The 18,343-nt window shown below is 47.2% G+C and carries 18 protein-coding genes and 1 tRNA gene; 3 read left to right on the top strand and 16 right to left on the bottom strand.

Annotated features, from left to right (window positions below; translation table 11 throughout):
• Positions 1-34: 34 nt before the first annotated feature.
• Complete coding sequence (locus MHI14_RS06270; RefSeq protein WP_341130023.1) at positions 35-805, bottom strand: class I SAM-dependent methyltransferase; 771 nt, start codon at positions 803-805, stop codon at positions 35-37.
• A gap of 434 nt (positions 806-1,239) precedes the next feature.
• Positions 1,240-1,313: transfer RNA gene (locus tag MHI14_RS06265), tRNA-Arg, on the bottom strand.
• A 478-nt stretch (positions 1,314-1,791) separates the two neighbouring features.
• On the opposite strand from MHI14_RS06265, the gene MHI14_RS06260 reads away from it, so the two are divergent.
• A complete protein-coding gene (locus tag MHI14_RS06260) occupies positions 1,792-2,085 on the top strand; it encodes a DUF4870 domain-containing protein (RefSeq protein ID WP_017692583.1) in 294 nt (97 codons plus the stop codon).
• A gap of 171 nt (positions 2,086-2,256) precedes the next feature.
• Here MHI14_RS06260 and MHI14_RS06255 read toward each other — a convergent pair whose 3' ends face one another.
• Both MHI14_RS06255 and MHI14_RS06250 read right to left on the bottom strand, forming a co-directional pair.
• Positions 2,257-2,613 (bottom strand): hypothetical protein, encoded by a 357-nt coding sequence (locus tag MHI14_RS06255; protein WP_145325244.1) that lies wholly within the window; start codon positions 2,611-2,613, stop codon positions 2,257-2,259.
• Between the two features lie 29 nt (positions 2,614-2,642).
• Positions 2,643-2,942 carry a hypothetical protein gene (locus MHI14_RS06250; RefSeq protein WP_091037609.1) on the bottom strand — a complete coding sequence of 100 codons (300 nt, stop codon included), beginning with the start codon at positions 2,940-2,942 and terminating at the stop codon, positions 2,643-2,645.
• 193 nt (positions 2,943-3,135) lie between these two features.
• Between MHI14_RS06250 and asnB the strand changes: the two genes are divergently transcribed.
• A complete protein-coding gene (asnB, locus tag MHI14_RS06245) occupies positions 3,136-4,980 on the top strand; it encodes an asparagine synthase (glutamine-hydrolyzing) (RefSeq protein ID WP_091037612.1) in 1,845 nt (614 codons plus the stop codon).
• Between the two features lie 142 nt (positions 4,981-5,122).
• Here the strand turns inward: asnB and MHI14_RS06240 are convergent, their stop codons facing one another.
• From MHI14_RS06240 to MHI14_RS06200, 9 genes are all read right to left on the bottom strand, one after another.
• A complete protein-coding gene (locus tag MHI14_RS06240) occupies positions 5,123-6,817 on the bottom strand; it encodes a methyl-accepting chemotaxis protein (RefSeq protein WP_091037615.1) in 1,695 nt (564 codons plus the stop codon).
• Positions 6,818-7,149: 332 nt separating this feature from the next.
• Positions 7,150-8,013 carry an STM4011 family radical SAM protein gene (locus tag MHI14_RS06235; protein ID WP_091037619.1) on the bottom strand — a complete coding sequence of 288 codons (864 nt, stop codon included), beginning with the start codon at positions 8,011-8,013 and terminating at the stop codon, positions 7,150-7,152.
• A complete protein-coding gene (locus tag MHI14_RS06230; RefSeq protein WP_341130022.1) occupies positions 8,010-9,398 on the bottom strand; it encodes an STM4012 family radical SAM protein in 1,389 nt (462 codons plus the stop codon). Before MHI14_RS06230 ends, MHI14_RS06235 begins: the two co-directional genes overlap by 4 nt.
• 47 nt (positions 9,399-9,445) lie before the next feature.
• A complete protein-coding gene (locus tag MHI14_RS06225) occupies positions 9,446-10,231 on the bottom strand; it encodes an STM4013/SEN3800 family hydrolase (protein WP_339310572.1) in 786 nt (261 codons plus the stop codon).
• Complete coding sequence (locus MHI14_RS06220) at positions 10,224-11,471, bottom strand: STM4014 family protein (protein ID WP_341130021.1); 1,248 nt, start codon at positions 11,469-11,471, stop codon at positions 10,224-10,226. Before MHI14_RS06220 ends, MHI14_RS06225 begins: the two co-directional genes overlap by 8 nt.
• A 21-nt stretch (positions 11,472-11,492) precedes the next feature.
• The gene (locus MHI14_RS06215) at positions 11,493-12,335 is read right to left on the bottom strand and encodes an STM4015 family protein (protein WP_091037625.1); all 843 of its coding nucleotides are present in this window, start codon (positions 12,333-12,335) and stop codon (positions 11,493-11,495) included.
• Positions 12,336-12,656: 321 nt separating this feature from the next.
• On the bottom strand, positions 12,657-13,280 hold the full coding sequence (locus MHI14_RS06210) for an XTP/dITP diphosphatase (RefSeq protein ID WP_091037628.1): 624 nt from the start codon (positions 13,278-13,280) through the stop codon (positions 12,657-12,659).
• 1 nt (position 13,281) lies between these two features.
• Positions 13,282-14,037, bottom strand: a complete 756-nt coding sequence (gene rph / locus MHI14_RS06205; RefSeq protein ID WP_017692572.1) for a ribonuclease PH — start codon at positions 14,035-14,037, stop codon at positions 13,282-13,284.
• Positions 14,038-14,155: 118 nt separating this feature from the next.
• The gene (locus MHI14_RS06200; RefSeq protein WP_091037631.1) at positions 14,156-15,211 is read right to left on the bottom strand and encodes a GerMN domain-containing protein; all 1,056 of its coding nucleotides are present in this window, start codon (positions 15,209-15,211) and stop codon (positions 14,156-14,158) included.
• A gap of 188 nt (positions 15,212-15,399) precedes the next feature.
• On the opposite strand from MHI14_RS06200, the gene MHI14_RS06195 reads away from it, so the two are divergent.
• The gene (locus MHI14_RS06195; protein WP_091037633.1) at positions 15,400-15,966 is read left to right on the top strand and encodes a phosphatidylglycerophosphatase A family protein; all 567 of its coding nucleotides are present in this window, start codon (positions 15,400-15,402) and stop codon (positions 15,964-15,966) included.
• A 161-nt stretch (positions 15,967-16,127) separates the two neighbouring features.
• Here the strand turns inward: MHI14_RS06195 and MHI14_RS06190 are convergent, their stop codons facing one another.
• From MHI14_RS06190 to MHI14_RS06180, 3 genes are read right to left on the bottom strand one after another with little or no spacing between them, the layout of a single operon-like run.
• On the bottom strand, positions 16,128-16,781 hold the full coding sequence (locus tag MHI14_RS06190; protein ID WP_176873009.1) for a ferric reductase-like transmembrane domain-containing protein: 654 nt from the start codon (positions 16,779-16,781) through the stop codon (positions 16,128-16,130).
• Between the two features lie 31 nt (positions 16,782-16,812).
• Positions 16,813-17,856 (bottom strand): FAD:protein FMN transferase, encoded by a 1,044-nt coding sequence (locus MHI14_RS06185; protein ID WP_341130020.1) that lies wholly within the window; start codon positions 17,854-17,856, stop codon positions 16,813-16,815.
• The gene (locus tag MHI14_RS06180; RefSeq protein WP_091037641.1) at positions 17,853-18,269 is read right to left on the bottom strand and encodes a hypothetical protein; all 417 of its coding nucleotides are present in this window, start codon (positions 18,267-18,269) and stop codon (positions 17,853-17,855) included. Before MHI14_RS06180 ends, MHI14_RS06185 begins: the two co-directional genes overlap by 4 nt.
• Positions 18,270-18,343 lie beyond the last annotated feature (74 nt).

Below are 18,343 nucleotides of genomic sequence, written 5' to 3'. Positions count from 1 at the left end.
TCAATAAAAATTGCTACATATCGCAAAATTCTAGTTATTCTGGCTTCACGGCTTCAATACGCAGGCGCTTGTAATCGGCATAGAGAGCATCATCTTTCCAAAGGTGAGGCTTCACGATCTGACTGGTTTCCTTGCATATTTGTTGTATCTCTTCATGACTGAGACCCTCAAAATAGTCCCCTCCAAAATGAGTCAACCAGCCTACTATACCTTGCTCACCATCTTCCAATCTGGTAGGACGGTCATAGTGATAGGCATGACGCACCACAAATCCACGTTGCTCTAAAATATGGCTATATTCTCCGATCGAAGGAAAATACCAAGGATTGCGTTCCGATGCACGAATGCCCGTGTTTCGCTCCATAACCTGCTCTAATGCATTCACAATGGTCTGCACGTTCCCTTTACCACCAAATTCTGCTACAAAACGCCCTCCATGCTTCAAAGAGTTCCATATACTATCCACCACTAATCGCGGACTTCGCATCCAGTGCAGGGCTGCATTGGAGAAGACGGCATCATACAGTCTATCCGTCTCAAACTGATGACCGTCTCCTTCCACGAACTCAAGTTCAGGGAATTTCTCCCTCGCACGGCGAATCATGTCCGGCGATGCATCCATACCAATAACTTCAGCTTCGGCCAGAGATATTTCATACGTCAAATCCCCCGTCCCACAACCCAGCTCAAGAATGTATTCCCCTTTTTGGGGTTGAAGCCAAGAGATCAGATTTTTGCCATATCCGGACACAAAAGCCAGTTTGTTGTCATACTCATCTGGTTGCCATTGATTTAATGATTTCATGAATACCACCATCGCTTTCGTTATTGATATCCTCATTGTGGCATAGAATTGTTTATTCTTTAAATATATAAATTCTATATTGTTTATAGGTATAACCAATAAAACAATTTTACCTTGAACGCAAAAAAACTTCCCGAAGGAAGCTTCTTGTTCTTTACGTCCCAGGAGGGATACTCTCCTTCCAGTCGAGACTGCGTTGTATTGCTATCGAAGCGAATACTCCGACGAACCATTGGGGTTCTCTTCCCCTAAACGAAAAACAAAAAGCTTCCCGAAGGAAGCTTCTTGTTCTTTACGTCCCAGGAGGGATACTCTCCTTCCAGTCGAGACTGCGATGTAACGCTAACGAAGCGGATGCTCCGACGAACCATTGGGGGTTCTCTTCCCTTGAACGAAAAACAAGAAGCTTCCCGAAGGAAGCTTCTTGTTTTTTACGTCCCAGGAGGGATTCGAACCCCCGACCGACGCCTTAGAAGGGCGTTGCTCTATCCAGCTGAGCTACTGAGACAAATATGTATAATAAATTTTCGGCGCGGTTCTTATTATACTCTGATTTCTATATTTTTCAATAGTTTTATAAAAAAATTAATAATTATACTTAAATACAGGTTCAGAAAGTCCGGTTTTCAGTACCGAGAAGATGGAATGAAGCTAGAAATGGAGTAGCGGAGCGTAGGCAAACTACGTGAGCAACTACAATGTTTCCGAAGGAAACATACTTCGTAAGCTTATGCTTATTAGGCTGAATTCCATATTCGATGTTGATGATGCCACTAGGCATCATTCGTAATCAAAGGCGATAAATGTACTTTACCGTATTATTCTCATACTTCAGCCCCTTTGAGAATATGATAGCTTGAACCGGGTTATATTGAGGAGATTGATACATTTAGAGTAAGATTAACATCAGACATTTTCAATGTCAGAATTGCTGGGTAATCTTTTGCATACATACATTCAATGATCCATTGAAGGAGAGAATCGTCATGAGACAACTTTTATCAGCGCTATCCTACTTTAGTATTTTCTTTGCCCCGTTCCTATTTCCGATCATTATATGGATTGTTGCCAAGGATGATTACATTGAGGGACATGCGAAACGTGCCTTATTCTCACATGTATTCCCGTTTCTCGCCGCTATTCCGCTATTTTATTTCTTCGTGACTGCGCATAGTCTGGGTTCCGCCGTCGGGTTTGTCATTCTATTCTTTGTAATCTACGGATTAAGCTTTGTGTACAACGTGGTCAAAGGGATTCAAGTGTTGCGCGAGTATGCTTGATCATATCTCCACCTGAACTGATCTCACATAACAAACCCCGCCGTTCAACAACGGCGGGGTTTTCCCATTACAGATGAAGTTATAGCAACAGCAGTAGGTCACTGTCTACGTATGCTCAACATTGAACTCTATCCCGCTATCACCACATGTGTTGCTGGAGAACGTTACCTGTTAAGCCTGCCCGATCAGATAACGCTGAAGTGTTGGACCAAGCAAACCAAAGGCAAACAACTCACTTTGAAATCGAGCCTTATCTTCTTCGGCAGTAATGCCTTCGCTGTTCTCAAATGCGGTTTCTGTCGCCTCTTCAAATGCGGTATGCATATTATTGTTATACCAGTCGATCGCCGAATCGGAGTGATTGCGTACAATTCGAACAACTTCCAGCGAATTTCCGGGCTGTGTTGAGGCCACGTATACAAGTAACGACGGATCTCCGGCATTTCCAGGCTGCACTTCAACCTCTGCACAAGACAATCCATCTACCTCGGTTAATCTGCGTATTTTGGCATCTTGAATGGCATACATTCGTCATCGCTCCTTTTCCTTTGTGCTTATCAAATACTTTGTTCAATCTGGTATCGTGTCTCTGGTGTACCCAATCGGTAAATCTCCCGATACACCTGTTGTAATACCGTTTCATACGCTCGGTTTACGGACTCCTCCGGTGTATCTGGCCATGGGAATACCATGCCAGGAAAGGCCTCTTCCTCCTTTTCCTGCATGAGGCTCAGCAGTCCCAATAATTGCTCCGCTTCCTGCGGCGTTGCCTGAATGATCCATTCATACGATGTTACCGACGGATCCGGAATAACGGAGCGGCCCATGACAGACACATAATACTTCATACTGTCCATTGCATGTTCTCTCCTTCACAGGCATGTTAAGGCCGTTGTCCCTAGAACTAGTTTCCGAAGAGGACAGACATTTTATGCCTGCTTTCGGCATATATTTGTTACGACCTCTGACGAAAAAGACAACATTTGCTGGTTGCCAGTAACTAAGCAGCCATACGGATGAATGACTCGACCAAGAAAGGATGAACAAACCATGTGCGGTATTACCGGCTTCATACAGTGGAATCGGGATTTGACCCAGGAATCAGAGCTGCTGGTCCGTATGACGGATAGCTTGTCGAACCGGGGGCCCGACGCTTCAGGTACATGGATCTCCAATCCTTGTGCCTTTGGACATCGGCGTCTTAGTGTAATGGACCCCGAGAACGGCGCACAGCCCATGCATGCGTTACAGGGAGATACCTCCTATACCGTCGTGTATAACGGAGAACTATACAATGCACCCGAGTTGAAAAAGGAATTACTCCAGCGAGGGCATCAGTTCCGCACACAATGTGATACGGAAGTGTTGCTCGCCTCTTATATTGAGTGGGGACCGGCATGTGTTGACCGGTTTAACGGTATTTTTGCTTTTGCCATATGGGATGGGGGACGCGAACAGGTTTTTATCGCACGAGATCGCCTTGGCGTGAAACCTCTGTTCTACAGTAATGCCAAAGACACACTCGTATTTGGCTCAGAGCCCAAAGCTCTGCTTATTCATCCAGATGTGGAAGCCGCTGTTGGCCCGGAAGGATTGGCCGAAGTGTTTATCGTAGGGCCTGCACGGACACCAGGACACGGCGTATACTCTTCACTAAGCGAACTCAAGCCTGCGCACGCGCTGATCTACAACCGAAACGGGATCCGAACCTATGCCTACTGGAAACTGGAAAGCCAGAATCACGAACATAACCTGGAAGAGACGGCAGCCGAGGTACGATCTCTCTTGCAAGATACACTGGAGCGCCAGTTGGCTTCGGATGTTCCGGTATGCTCTCTTTTATCAGGAGGACTGGACTCCAGTGCCTTGTCTGCATTAGCCGTGGATTATTACAACCGCACCGGGCAAGGCCAAGTCAGCACGTATTCTGTCGATTATGTGGATAACGCCAAGCATTTCCAGGCGCATTCCTTTCAGCCGGGTGCAGATGGTCCCTGGATTAAGCGAATGGTGGATGAACTCAAGACCGACCATCACTGGATTGAGATTGAGAACGGAGAACTGGTTCATGCACTGACACAGGCCATGCTAGTAAGGGATCTGCCAGGTATGGCAGATGTAGACTCCTCGCTCTATTTGTTCTGTAAAGAAATCAAAAAAGGAGCCACGGTTGCCATTTCAGGCGAAGCAGCGGATGAAGTGTTTGGCGGTTACCCCTGGTTCCATCGAGAAGATATGTTGAACTCCGGTACGTTTCCGTGGTCTGTAGCGCCTGATATGCGAGCCGCGTTGTTATCCCCGGACATTCGGGAATGGATTCGGCCACTCGATTATTTGGCAGACCGCTATTCGGATGCAGTGGCTGAAGTGCCTCTGTTGGATGGGGAAACAGGTAAAGCAGCACAAATGCGTGTGATGTCCTATCTGAACATCACACGTTTCATGCCTACACTTCTGGATCGCAAAGACCGGATGAGCATGGGGGCAGGATTGGAAGTACGGGTACCTTACTGTGACCATCGTCTGATCCAGTATGTGTTTAACATCCCGTGGGAAATGAAAATAACCGGCGGGCGGGAAAAAGGTATTCTGCGTAAAGCGCTCGAAGGTGTCCTGCCTGACGATGTGTTATATCGCAAAAAGAGTCCATACCCGAAAACACATAATCCGCAATATCTGGCCGCGGTCAAACAGCAGGTACTTGATATCCTGGATGATCCCACATCACCTATTTTGCCTTTGATCGACAAAACTCAGATCCGCAATCTTGCGTCTTCACCGGATGCAGCTTCCAACCTCCCCTGGTTCGGACAGTTAATGTCAGGGCCACAGTTATTTGCATATCTGACTCAGATCAATACCTGGTTGCGGACATATAAAGTCGCTATTCGTTAAAATGACCCACTGATCGCTACTTCATCAAAAAAGGGGTGCCAGGAGAACAGCATAACTGTTGTTCTCTTGGGCACCCACTTGTTTTACATACACGATATGATCGTTCATAAATATTGAACTTCACCCAGAAGTATACCCATGATTACACCTTAAATCGACTGACGGACTCCTGTAACTCTTCCGCCATAGAGGAAAGGTCATTAGCCGCCGAAGCGATTTCCTGCATGGCAGACAGTTGTTCCTCGGACGTTGCGCTGACTTCCTCTGTTCCGGCAGCTGCATTCTCTGTTACTTCCATGATAGTCTTCATGGACACATTGATCTGCTCCACACCCGCCGCCATTTGTTCGATGGATGCAGATACCTCCTGAGTCTGACCTGCGACATTGCTGACAGCTTCACGAATCTCCTCAAAGGTACCTCCCGCTTTACGGACAAGTTCTATACCTTCCTGAACCTCAGCGTTTACTTCTCCCATGGATTGTGATGCATTATTCATCCCTTTGCGTATAGCAGCTACGAGTACACTAATCTGTTCCGCTGATTTCGCAGATTGATCAGACAGCTTGCGCACCTCGGTAGCAACCACCTCGAATCCACGCCCATGCTCCCCTGCTCTTGCCGCTTCAATAGCCGCATTAAGAGACAGCAGATTGGTTTGTGCCGATATTTCGGAGATACTTTCAACCATGGATCCAATCTCATCGGAATGATTACCCAGTTCTTCAATAACCGTAGCAAGTACACGTACAGTCTGATGAATCGAGTTCATCTGCTCAACAGCCGATTGAACTGCATCATTACCAGTTATGGTTTTTGCTGACGCATTGGTTGCTTCATCCGACATATTTTGTGTATTCTCTGTCATCTGCTGGAAGCCTGTGGACAATTCACTAATCGTATGAAATCCGTCTCCAACCATACTCACTTGCGTATCCATACCCGTAGCAATCTCTTCCATCGTCGTAGCTACCTGTTCGGTCGCTGTCGCCGTTTGCTCTGTACTTGCTGTTAATTCCTCAGATGAAGCAGCTACCCGATCCGCATTATGACCCACCTGATGGATTAAATGACGCAAGTTGTCCATCATTTTGTTGAAGGATTCCGCCAGTTCTCCGATCTCATCCCGATTACGAACAACAATCGCCTCACCCGTCAGGTCCCCATCAGCAATTCGGCTTGCAGCCCTTGCAACATGTGCAACCGGTTTGGATATGATTCTCCCCATGATCAAAGCAATTACCACGCCTAAAACGATCGAGACAATACCAATAATTATGATTAAACGAAGCACTGTTTGAATGAGTTGATTGGCATTAACAATGCCGGTGTCCAACGAGTTTTGTTGATGTTGTTCCATGGCCGTTACCGTTTCTTCAAATCCGGATATAATCGTTGGACCTGTCTCTAACAGCATCCTTGTGATTTCGCCAGTTTCCCCTTGTCTCTTCAACTCGATGACACTCTGTCCAAAGGCATAATATTCCTCCGCACTGCGGTCTGAACGATCCAGATAATCAATCATCGTTGGGGTTTGTATCCCTGATCTTAATTCTTCGCTTGTTTTACGGTAATCTTCATAAAAAGACTTGAATTGTTGCTCGCTTTGATCATTCTCTTCCGTCACAAAATTCCGTAAAGCAACCTGCTGGGATTTCACATCAATGATCATATTTTTGATAATGAGCAGTTTCGCGGTTCGCTCCCGGATTAAATCTGTAAACGTTTTCTCAACCGAGACAAACTGAGTATATGAGATGATTACAACGGCCACCAATAACAGCAGCACAGAACCAAAACCTAAAAGCAATTTCCTACTAATGGATACTCTTTTCATTTCATTTCCCCCATACGTTTCAATGTATTTCAATCATGAATTATGTAGTCAGTCTAAATGCTAAAATTCTCCCTCCTTTTTATTCAATTAAAAATGGATAAATATGATAATAATTGAAACAGGTTAGCATATTGCGCAATCAAATATAGGTCTATAGTATCTACCCATACTATAATTTAGGTTTTTATACACAACCAACCGACAATATACTACATCTCTTTTATCCTAAATTACACATTTTGAATCGTTAGACTAAAATAAAAAAAAGACTTTACCCAGCAGTACCTACTGGTGTAAAGTCTTTATCGTTTTCAGCGCATTTCAATTCAAAATTACCGATTGATCAATACCGGATTTCGTTCAAGCAGCCCGCTACCAAAGGTTTCTCTGAATGGGGAATCCTCCATATGGATATAACCGATGTAACAGCCACATTTTTTCATGCGACAAGGCCGATCAGCGGCCAAAGCCTGCAAACCATCGCGATATAGATGTCCGATGATCCGGCGATCCTTGTAACACCTCTTCACATGCCCTGACCCTTGTACATAAAACACTTCCGAACCGGCAGCACATCGTTTGCCCAAGCTCTCATAATCCTGCAGATTACCTTCAAAAAGCGGATCAAGCCCACGTAAAAACTGAATCTCTTCCGGCGTGTAATACTTGGGTCGATCTTTGAAGGCATTTACCCACATATACACATCATCCGGCAAAGCCTGTCTCATGGACTCAATTGCGGGGAAAGCACTACGGAGTCCGACAGTACCGACACTAAAAGCAAGTCCCATCTGACGCAAGGTCAGACATTGTTTTACAAAAGAAGCCTCTTTTGTCTCACGAGGATGATACGTCGCCCAAAAGGCTGCTTTATTCGCATCCAGCTCCCTCGCCCAATCCAGTTTGACGGACAGGTTGGTTTGAATTGCAACTTTATCCACATGTGGCATATGTGACAGCTCAACCATCGCTTCCCGGTACCAACGACGCACCAAAGCTTCACCGTAGGGATTGAAGAAAATCGAAAATTGATGCCCGGCACTCTCCTGCTCCCTCACCCAATTCACAAATTGACGCAATTGTTGTTCATCCACTTCCAACGTCTCTTTGGAATCCACCGTTTTGCTAAAAGGGCAGTATGGACAATCGTAATTACAGGAAGACAACTTCCCCCGATAATACAAAGTCGCTCTCATGAGAAAACAAACCCTTCCATCTGTTCACGAATTTCGGCAGATATAAGCCAATCTCCAATCGCATCGGAGTAACCCAGTCCTTCTTCTGTCAGACGCAGTACCTGCTTGCCCTCATCGCTCTCTAACTCCGCCATGCCCTCTGTCAACAGTTCAGCCAACCAGACATAGTCGGACATCACATCGGTACCGAAGCGCTGTTGGTAGTCAGACAACGTCAATCCCTCGCGATGCAGCAAGGCTTTCAGGATAAAGCGACGTCTCTGTTCCTCACGGCTTAACACGATGCCATAATCTGCCACATCGTAGCGCTCAGTTGCCACATAATCGGCAATGATGCTTTGTGTGGCCTTGTAACTCACGCCATACTTGGAAGCATAATGTACCTCACTCGTATAAGAGCGTGCGCCACATCCCAGACCAACCATGCCCTCCTCCTGACAGCTATAAGGCAGAAGCACTTTGGAGGACGAATGTTCCTTGGCAAATCTGCGCATCGAATATTGCACATAACCTTTACTTTTTAAAGTCTCACGTGCAGCTTTATACAGTTCCATCCGGATGTCAGGTCCCTGACGGCGGATATCATCGGGCTTCACGATTGTATTTTCCCGTGTATACAAGGGATAGATAAAGATTTCGCCTGGTTCGTAGGCCAGAACTCTTTCCAATGAATAGATCCACGATTCCACCGTTTGCCCTGGCAAACCATAGATCAGATCCAGATTTAACAATGGGAAATCATACCCAGTAAGCTTCTCAAGCGCTCGTTCGACCTCCTGCGGTTTTTGTGGACGATAGATGGCAGATGCTTCAGCTTCAATAAAACTCTGGATGCCCATACTAACACGATCCACACTTCGTTCCTTCATAATGGATAACTTGGCTTCCGTAACGGTATCTGGCGACGTTTCCACCGAAATCGATGCTTGCGCAGGGTCCAGCCCCATCACATGTTCAGCAATATCAAACAGACGATTCAACTGAACCTCATTTAATAATGTAGGCGTTCCTCCACCAATCGCAAACCTCGAATACGGCCTTCGAGATGTAATGGGTGCCCACTGCTTCGCCTGACGTTCCAGCGCATCTACATAGCGTTCATGCGTATCATCCCGTCGATCCGGCAGTGTGAACAGATTACAGAATCCGCAACGAGCAGCGCAAAAGGGAATATGCATATATAAAAAATACGTATCGGTATTTTCTCGTTCCCACAGTGGCCCTAACGGCAGTGGTGGGTCAAGCTCCCGATAGGCGGTCTTGTGCGGGTACGAGTATAAGTAAGAACGATAAGGGAATGCCAGTACTTCTTTGAGGCCTTTAGCTATATTGGATCCGGACTGCGTGGAATGGCCTGTTGTTGTATGTTGTAAATGTTTCTCCATCGGTTTCCTCCTGTCTCCGGTTGTTGTCCTCATAAGATCAATACACACTATACTAAAAATTCACGGTAAGGCACCGTCCAGACGACATCATGCGCAAGCCGGTGTCCTTGATACCCGTCTTCACCGTAAGCTGTACCATGATCGGAAAAAGCTAGGCAATACGCAGGCCGGGCGCGTTTCCTCATCGCCTCGAACAATGGACCAAGAGCCTCATCTACATATCGAAGTGCAGCTCGCTGAGTCTCCACCGAGTCCTCCTTGGCTCCTTCTACAAAGTAACGATTGGGACCATGAATGGCAGACACGTTCAAAAACATAAATATCTTTTCATCCGGCGATGTCTGTTCAAGCAGTTTTAATGCATGCTGTACCTGATGCTCTGTTGATTTCGGGTTGGTTACCCCAAAGTTCATTCGCCAGTAGCTCTGTTGGAAATAACCGGGCAATACTTTCGCAAGCGGGTTTTTTTTCGTAAAAAAGATGACGCCGCCAATACAGATGGTGCGGTAACCTTCAGCTGCGAACCCGGATACGATATCCGGTGTATCAAACAACCAGGTGTGCGGATGTGTCTTGAGCCCAGTATTCCGGGAATGAAATAGCCTTACATGAGATGCCTTATCTGTATTGGCAGGAGTCGGCATAAAACCACCAAAAAAAGCATGGTGCGCTGCATATGTAAAACTGCCCGGGGTATGACGTTTCTCCCACGGACCCGAACCACACAGATTAGGACAATTTTTCTCTTCCAGCTTGGCTACGTCATATCGTAACGTATCCAGCGTAATCATTAACAGATCATGGGAGCCCACAATGGTGTTCATATCAGGCATATTGAATAGGCTCCTTTCGTAAAAGCTCCATTTCCCACTCATAGGTTCCGAGGCCATGATGCTCGACCCTGTATAACAGATCTCCAAACGGATTCACATCCAGCACATAGGCACGCGGATTCGAACCACTCGTAAGCATCACATCAATCCCGGCTGAACACGAGTTGGGGAATGCAGACATAGCTGCTTGCGCTGCCGACCGAACCAGCGACATCCGCTGTTCATCCAGCCCTGCTTCAGCAGGCAGCATACGTTCATTGCGCAGATGCAGATTGGTAATTGGCGTACGGCTCAGCCGCATAATCGCATGACCTGCCTGTCCACCCGCAACCAGTTGGCGAATATCGTAGGCCCGTTGATCAAGCGTGGCTTTGGGCATCCACCGTTCAATCTGTGCACCTTCTGCACATAACCAGTTCATCAGCGTAGCAATCTCTTCACTGCGGGTATACTTGCGTAGACGTCCTTCATTGAAGAAAATTGTCTTGCCCTGTCTCTGTTCGATCCCCATCGTTGTTACAGCGATCTCATCACCCGTTCGGGGATTGACTTGATAGGCAACCACTCCTGAAGCCCCGGAGCCGCACGCAAGCTTCACAAATACACGGTTCATCTCGGCAGCCTTCATTGAGGCACACAAGTCCGTATAATTGCGGATTGGCTGCGAAAATGGAAGCGCCGGAGGTACATCAACTCCATGTGAAGATAGATGCTGCTGACATACTCTCTTGTCAAACATCAATTGGATATCGGCGGGATCATTCAAGAATCGAACTTCAGGCCATATTTCCCGAGACTCACGGCCGATTCGATCCAAACATGCTTTCCAGCCACGAAACCACTGGGCGGGAGCGTATATTCTTCCCCACTCCTGTTCCAGCTCAAGTGCCTGTTCTGCGGAAAATGTTTCTGCACCTATTCCATCTATTAAGGGTGAGGTATCGTCCATCGCTCCAAGGAACAACAATTCACGCTCTACTTCCCAATCCTCACCAGGAGCATCAATGCGAATCAGGGGTACAGGCAGATTGAAATCAACTGTATCAGCGATCGTTCGTCCCTGTCTCCAGTTCTGGAGCAATTGGGCATAAGACAGTACAACGGCAGGTTTCAAACCTAATCTATGCCTGGCCTCTTGCATCCCTTGCGTTCTTCGGTTATTGGGGTTTCCAATCAGCAATAAGGGCTGATCTTGCGTTGGATCAGGTATACCTATGGGTTGATACATGGTTTCTTTCATTTCCGTAACACCTGACATCATCTATTCCGTTAACGACGGGTAACGCCAGTCATCCTCATCACTCTGTTGCTGGTCGCTAACATCTACAGATATACCCGATTGGTTCCAGCGAAGGATCATTTCATTGGTCATGTAATGGTAACTTAGATCGAGATGTTTCAGTTTCTTGATCTTGTCACTGGCAAGCAAGGCCTCAGCCCCTTCATCGGACAACGTTCCTTGCGATAGATCCAGTATTTCAAGTTGATCCAGAATAGGTGCTTGAGCTGCTGCTTTGGCAATCTCATCCTGAATTTCACTGTCTTTCAGCCCCAAGTAAACCAGCTTTGGAAATAATCCTTTTTCTAGCAAAGGGAGTACATCTTCAAGTGATCCATCAAAACCATAATTATCCACACCCAAGTACAGTTCCAGTTTACGCAATTCAGGCAATTCAGCGTGAGTGATTGAAGATAACACTTCTTTCGGGAGACCGCCACAAATAATAATCAGTTCTTCAAGCTTGGCATGCTGGAGTGGTTCCAGACTAAGATCACTACTACCCATTACAGAGAATGATTTCAATTCTGGAAAAGCACCCAGCAGTGGTGTGAGATTCGTCTGGATAATCCATGATACTTCACATTCTTCGAATCCCATTTCTCCAATAAACAGTTTCTTCAATGACGGAAAGCTTGGAGCCGACTCGACGAGCGCACCCACGAACTCATCAGGCGAATTTTCATAAGCCTGTCCCCAATCTCCAATGACCAGACTTTCCAATGAGCTGGCCTCCGGTTTAGCCGCCAGTTCCTTGATTAATTTTTCCATACGAATGCCGTCCTCATAATCATCGTAGGATACAACAAGCTTCACTTCTTGCATGAGCAAATCCCTCCGTTTAAGGTTCATATATGATTCGTTAATTTGAATGTTAACCCATACCACAGAAGGCTTGCAACTTCTTCCAACTCCAGTCCCAATGAGATTCCCAATCGTGCAATGTAAACCAACTTTTATGTAGGTATAAGAACATATGTTCTATGTAACAGTCACAGAAATAACCCATAGCATTAGGTATATGGATGGACCTTACCAACCACGCCCACCCCCTCCATCCCCCATTACATCAAAAAAGCGTTAATGGCGGGTGAACCATTCCATTGGAATGCTTCTGTCCTTCCATTAACGCTTTAATGTTATTTCTTATCCTTCAAGTCTGGATACAAGTGCTCTCAGCGCATGACCACGGTGGCTAATCGCCTGTTTTTGCTCAAGCGTCAGCTCTGCCATCGTCATCTCGTATTCAGGTACATAAAAGAGTGGGTCATATCCAAAACCGCCAGCACCTGCAGCTTGGGCCGTGATCCAACCTTCCGCAGTGCCTTCCGATTCATACTTATCACCTGTTGTCGGATCGTACAGTACCAATGCACAGACAAAACGAGCCGGACTTAGTAGCGGCTGCTCGGTGTCCTCACCGGATTTCAACGATTCCAGCGTCTCCAGCAACTTCGCATTATTCTGTGCATCCGTTGCTTCTTCGCCTGCATATCTCGCTGAATATACTCCCGGCTCCCCGTCCAACAGATCTACGCAAAGTCCTGAATCGTCTGCCAGAACAGGCAATCCAAGCGCATCACCAACCGCCTTGGCTTTCTTCCAGGCATTCTCCGCAAACGTTACGCCATCTTCCACCACATCCGGCAGCTCCGGGTAGTCAAACATGCTCTTAACCTCTTTGCCAAGCGGTGCGAAAGCATGAGCGAATTCACGGACTTTACCCGCATTGCGGGTTGCAACAATGAGGATTGGGCTGTCCAAACTCATCTTAAGCTTCCCCTAATCCACGCGCGCCGATCTTAAGCGCAATCGGTCCAAGTACTTCTTTTTGACGCTCGATCATCTCCAGAATTCCCTGCTCACCCAGTTCCAGCATTGCGTTCAGCTCACGGCGATCAAATGGCGCTTCCTCACCTGTTCCCTGAAGCTCGACGTATTTACCGCCGCCTGTCATCACCAGGTTCATATCCACCTTGGCTTTGGAATCTTCATCATAGTTCAGATCCAGTACAGGCTGTTCACCTACTACGCCCACACTTACCGCAGCAATGAAATCCGTAATCGGGAACACTTGCAGTTTGTGCTGTTGGGAAATCTTGTTCACGGCAAGCGCCAGCGCTACAAACGCACCGGTAATGGACGTTGTGCGTGTGCCTCCGTCGGCTTGAATAACATCACAGTCCAGCGTAATCGTACGCTCACCAAGAGCCTGCAAATTGACCACCGAGCGAAGTGCCCGACCAATCAGACGCTGGATTTCCATGGTGCGTCCAGTTAATTTGCCGCGATTGGCTTCACGTTGGTTCCGAGTATGTGTTGCACGTGGCAGCATGGAATATTCAGCCGTTACCCAGCCTTTCCCTTGCCCTTTCATAAAGGGAGGAACACGTTCCTCCACTGTAGCTGTACAGATCACCTTTGTATCTCCAACTTCAATCAGTACAGAGCCCTCGGCGTATTTATTTGTGTTCACTGTTAAATTCAGCGGGCGCAGCTGTTCGCTGGTTCGTCCGTTTGATCTCATTTTTTCTGCCTCCTACGACTTAAGCATCCTGTAATGTTGAGCTTGTTCACACTTTTACTAATCCCTTATATTTTACCAAAGAGTTCGGTTAAAAGCATCCTTATGCATTCTGCGTTCGTTAAATCGGAATTTCGTTAATATATTCAGGCTTGGAAACCGGCGCACTGTAATCCCTGTTGTCGTCACCCATGACCGTTTTTTGGCCGTTCCACTCGATCTGTACTTTAGCATCCTTGCTGGCTGTGTTCTCCGCAGTGGTTAATACGACAGACTGTAAAAGCTCGCTTGGCACGATATCCCCTTCGGCAAACATATCATCTTTCAAGGCAACCGTTACCGTGCCATCCTCTGCCGTTTTGACCGATTGCAGCTCCGTTCCGCCTGTCATGACCTCTTCCAGTTCTCCACCTTTGTCAGGTCCCTTGATCAGCTCATTCAATGCTGCCTGCACCCGATCTTCACCAGGTGTAACCAGACGTGTAACCGGAACATAATATTGGATGCCTGCTGGTGAAGCAGCGGAGAAATAGACCGTTACCGGACTACTGTTGGTCACAAACGTATCACCCAAATCCAGATTGATTCCCACAGCCCGATTCAGCGGTTCAGGCAACGGCGTGCTGTTCACCGGCATTTGTGTTAACTTTTTGCCATCCACCCAGATCTGCACATTCTCCACATCAGGCGTTCCCGTCAATGTCCACGTGACAGCTTCTAGCATTTTCCGTTCTTCCTTCGCATCATACTTGGCAAAATTACCCGAGAACTCCACGACCGCCAGCTTGTCATCCGCGTGAATCGTTACATTCTGCACAACCGTTCCCTGTGGGAGAACGCCCTGGAATCCTTCCGGCAACATACCCGCATAGGCCCCGCCTGTGACAAGTGTATCCAGAGCTGTCTTTGGACTGCTGGCGTCTGTTCCAGAAGGAAGTGTCAGGGATACCGGAGCGAGCAGCCCCTGCTGGTCTTGCAGATATACCGTCGTTAATGGGAGCGTTGCGAGTGCCCCATTTCCTTCGGCTGCCTGAATCATGGCTGCTTCCTGAATGGGCGGTGGTGGATCAACAGCTTCGGAAGACTGTGCTCCAAACATGCCGCAGCCTGACAATACCATAGGAATACTCAGCAGCGCTGCTGCCGATACCGTACGCAAAGATTGGATCTTTCTCATGATCACGTTCCCCCTCATCATTTTTACAGTTTGTACTACCATGTATACGAGCCTTTGTCCAAAAAATAACTAAAAGATAATCGCTTTGCTGAAAACTTATATATTATCTTAAAGAAACGTAAAACAGGTTAATAACGTATTAGGAAGCAAGAGTAGGGACATTGCTAACTTCAGAGGAGGAATCGCCCATGGAACATCCTGAGCAAGAAAAAATCCCTTACAGCCTGAATAGCCGCAAAGTGGCGGAGGCAACAAGGGAATGGCTGCATAAGCGGGGCGTCACGATCCCTGAGATCGCAGAGCTGGTCATGTTATTGCAGAAAAAATATTATCCAGGTCTTACGATGGAAGAATGTATCGAAAATGTGGAGATGGTTCTCCGTAAACGTGAGGTACAGAACGCCGTTCTGACCGGGATTCAGCTTGATATTCTGGCAGAACAGGGGCAGCTCATATCTCCTTTGCAGGAGATGATTGAGAACGATGAAGGACTGTATGGCGTGGATGAGATTTTGGCATTCTCCATCGTCAATGTATATGGCAGTATTGGATTTACGAATTATGGTTATGTGGACAAGCTGAAACCAGGGGTGCTTGAACGACTGAATGACAAGAGCCTGGGCCCTGTTCACACGTTCTTCGATGATATTGTCGGTGCGATTGCATCGGCAGCGAGCAGTCGGATCGCCCATCGCAAACAATCCGAGCTTGAAGAAGCACTGGGAGAAAAACCTGTCAGTGATGACGCTGTATAATGCGTAACTCGTTTCATATCTGAAGCCATGTGGAACATTGGACATGTGTGTGGATGCTTCGTGAAATAACTGTTTGAGGAAATAACTATTCATGAAAAAAGCGGCCTGATGGCCGCTTCTTTTGCATGTGTAACGATACATATTGGATAATCCACATGTTATTATTTCAGATGTTTAGGTCGTACCGTTCTCACCAAACCAATACCTTCAACCCAATTCTGCTCGGAATGTGAACCAGATGTTGCCCGTTTCGGTCCAATCGTGATTTCCGGGCCTTTGCGTTCTCGCAACATGCCACGCAACACCGTGATACCGAGAATGCTGAGTCCGGTAAATACATACATCATCCGCATGATGATATTGCCAGAATCCGTTCCGGTAACCATGCCGTGAACCAGCAGACCAATGAACACCGGATAGGACAACAGGTGGAACATGAACCACCATTTACGGCCCAGCTTGTTCCGCAGATCACTGGATAACAGGACAATCACTAATCCGTAGAAGGCTAACGTTCCCAGACCACTGCCGATCGGATGCACGGAAGCTGTAAAAGGAATCAGAAGTTCTCCCCAGGTAAACGGGCTATAGTGATCAATATATAACGTTAATGCGTGCACGAGTCCAAGTCCGAAGGCGAGCCAGGTCGTTCGAATATGCCATTTGAACATGGTTGCTTTTGGTTTGCCTTTGGCCATAGGCATCCCTTGCGCAATGCCCAGAAACACACCTGTAAAGAGCAGCACATAAGCAGCAATTCCACTAATTCGAATGATATTCCACGTTGGCAGGTAATCTACAATCCATTGTGCCATAACCGGCTCCCCCATATCTGTTAGACTTGTCCTAGATCAGACTGAAGCGATGATCCGGATCAAAACCGGGCCAGTGCTCAGCAAGCGTATCCGTATTCCCTCTAAAATAAGTAATCCCATCCCGTGTCATCCACAGGACGTCATGCCGATCGTAATGTCGATTTAACCAGCCCACTGCCTCGGCACTACCCAAAATGCAGACCGTCTTGGCAATGATCTCGCATTGTGACGCATGCTGTCCCAGGACGGTACACTGTAACACATCCGTATCCGTCGGTTCCATCGTCCGGGGGTCAATGAGGTGGTGTGCAAAGCTTCCATCCGTATTCTGCCATTGTCTGCGGGAAATACCCGAAGTGGCAACAGCTCCTCGCTGTAAACGGATCACTCCCGACACAGCACCCTGATTCTGCAAAGGATCTGCTACTTGCAAGGTCCACTGGGAATGGTCTGGTGAACCCCATACTTGAATATCTCCACCCGCGTTAATCAAACCTGCCGGAATATGCAACGTTCGCTGTAACCAGTCTGCGATACGCTCCACTGCCCAGCCCTTAACAATGCCTCCCAGGTCCAACTCAGCTCCGGGGTCCAGATGAACCATCCGGCTACCTTCCCGCTGAATCCAGCTCGGACGACTGTGGTCATATCGATCTTCTGTCATCCCTGAACATTCAGGCGTTTTAGTTCGCAATATGCGTTCAAGCAACGGACGTTGCGGTTGTCGTTGTTGCACTTTCTCGAAACTTATATCATATCCCGAAGCCTGAAGAGCCTGCGAGATACCTGGTTGAAAAATCCCTTCAGTCAGTCCAATATATCCATAGGCCAGACTCAAAACTTCATCCATCGCAGCGGAGATGGGGATCCATCCGGTCGAACCATTCAGACGATTTAGTTCACTGTCTGCCACAAATCGGCTGAAGCGCTGCTCCTGCGTCTCAAACCAATTCTTCACCAAGGTTGCTGCATGTTCAGCTTCTTCCCGCCCAGCGGACAGTTGCACTTCAACATCCGTGTTCATCGCACGGAATTGAAATCGGAGCGGACGAGCAACTTGCTCCGTGCGGCTCATGATGAACCTGTGCGTGACTGATAGTTGCCACTGCTGTATCCGGAGTCTGTACCCTGGTTATTTTGTCCGACACGCTGAGAATCTGAATAATTCCCCTTGTTACTCGTGCTCTGATCTGGCAGAGCTGCTTTTGTGCTATCAGATGTTCCATTATATTGACTATCATTAATGTCATTGTCCTGCGTGTTCCAGTTGTTGCTGTCCGTTGTACTGTTGATCCATTCATCCATCACATCATCATGCGTATCCACTTGGCTTGAAGCAGTAACACTTGTATCTGTGCCATTTGCTGCTGCATAGGCCACATCAAAGGCATCCGAAGTTCTTACATATTGAAAGAGTGCAGCCACAGTCAACGTTGCTGCCGCTGAAGCTTGCCATTTTCTCCATTGATTCCGTTTTCTTCTGGTCATCGCTCTTCCCTACTTTCTTTAGGGTATGTCTCAAGACACGCCCTAGCGAAGTTCATAGATGTATCATAGGCGCG

It is taken from the genome of Paenibacillus sp. FSL K6-2393, assembly GCF_038002545.1.
Taxonomy (GTDB): Bacteria; Bacillota; Bacilli; order Paenibacillales; family Paenibacillaceae; genus Paenibacillus.
The sequence above is the reverse complement of the archived record's forward strand: the minus strand, read 5'-3'. Positions and strand labels throughout refer to the sequence as shown.

What these genes read in the sequence shown, in the direction of transcription:
- MHI14_RS06270 (WP_341130023.1), bottom strand. Translation starts at nt 805, where the DNA reads ATGAAATCATTAAATCAATGGCAACCAGATGAGTATGACAACAAACTG.
- MHI14_RS06260 (WP_017692583.1), top strand. Translation starts at nt 1,792, where the DNA reads ATGAGACAACTTTTATCAGCGCTATCCTACTTTAGTATTTTCTTTGCC.
- MHI14_RS06255 (WP_145325244.1), bottom strand. Translation starts at nt 2,613, where the DNA reads ATGTATGCCATTCAAGATGCCAAAATACGCAGATTAACCGAGGTAGAT.
- MHI14_RS06250 (WP_091037609.1), bottom strand. Translation starts at nt 2,942, where the DNA reads ATGGACAGTATGAAGTATTATGTGTCTGTCATGGGCCGCTCCGTTATT.
- asnB (WP_091037612.1), top strand. Translation starts at nt 3,136, where the DNA reads ATGTGCGGTATTACCGGCTTCATACAGTGGAATCGGGATTTGACCCAG.
- MHI14_RS06240 (WP_091037615.1), bottom strand. Translation starts at nt 6,817, where the DNA reads ATGAAAAGAGTATCCATTAGTAGGAAATTGCTTTTAGGTTTTGGTTCT.
- MHI14_RS06235 (WP_091037619.1), bottom strand. Translation starts at nt 8,013, where the DNA reads ATGAGAGCGACTTTGTATTATCGGGGGAAGTTGTCTTCCTGTAATTAC.
- MHI14_RS06230 (WP_341130022.1), bottom strand. Translation starts at nt 9,398, where the DNA reads ATGGAGAAACATTTACAACATACAACAACAGGCCATTCCACGCAGTCC.
- MHI14_RS06225 (WP_339310572.1), bottom strand. Translation starts at nt 10,231, where the DNA reads ATGCCTGATATGAACACCATTGTGGGCTCCCATGATCTGTTAATGATT.
- MHI14_RS06220 (WP_341130021.1), bottom strand. Translation starts at nt 11,471, where the DNA reads ATGAAAGAAACCATGTATCAACCCATAGGTATACCTGATCCAACGCAA.
- MHI14_RS06215 (WP_091037625.1), bottom strand. Translation starts at nt 12,335, where the DNA reads ATGCAAGAAGTGAAGCTTGTTGTATCCTACGATGATTATGAGGACGGC.
- MHI14_RS06210 (WP_091037628.1), bottom strand. Translation starts at nt 13,280, where the DNA reads ATGAGTTTGGACAGCCCAATCCTCATTGTTGCAACCCGCAATGCGGGT.
- rph (WP_017692572.1), bottom strand. Translation starts at nt 14,037, where the DNA reads ATGAGATCAAACGGACGAACCAGCGAACAGCTGCGCCCGCTGAATTTA.
- MHI14_RS06200 (WP_091037631.1), bottom strand. Translation starts at nt 15,211, where the DNA reads ATGAGAAAGATCCAATCTTTGCGTACGGTATCGGCAGCAGCGCTGCTG.
- MHI14_RS06195 (WP_091037633.1), top strand. Translation starts at nt 15,400, where the DNA reads ATGGAACATCCTGAGCAAGAAAAAATCCCTTACAGCCTGAATAGCCGC.
- MHI14_RS06190 (WP_176873009.1), bottom strand. Translation starts at nt 16,781, where the DNA reads ATGGCACAATGGATTGTAGATTACCTGCCAACGTGGAATATCATTCGA.
- MHI14_RS06185 (WP_341130020.1), bottom strand. Translation starts at nt 17,856, where the DNA reads ATGAGCCGCACGGAGCAAGTTGCTCGTCCGCTCCGATTTCAATTCCGT.
- MHI14_RS06180 (WP_091037641.1), bottom strand. Translation starts at nt 18,269, where the DNA reads ATGACCAGAAGAAAACGGAATCAATGGAGAAAATGGCAAGCTTCAGCG.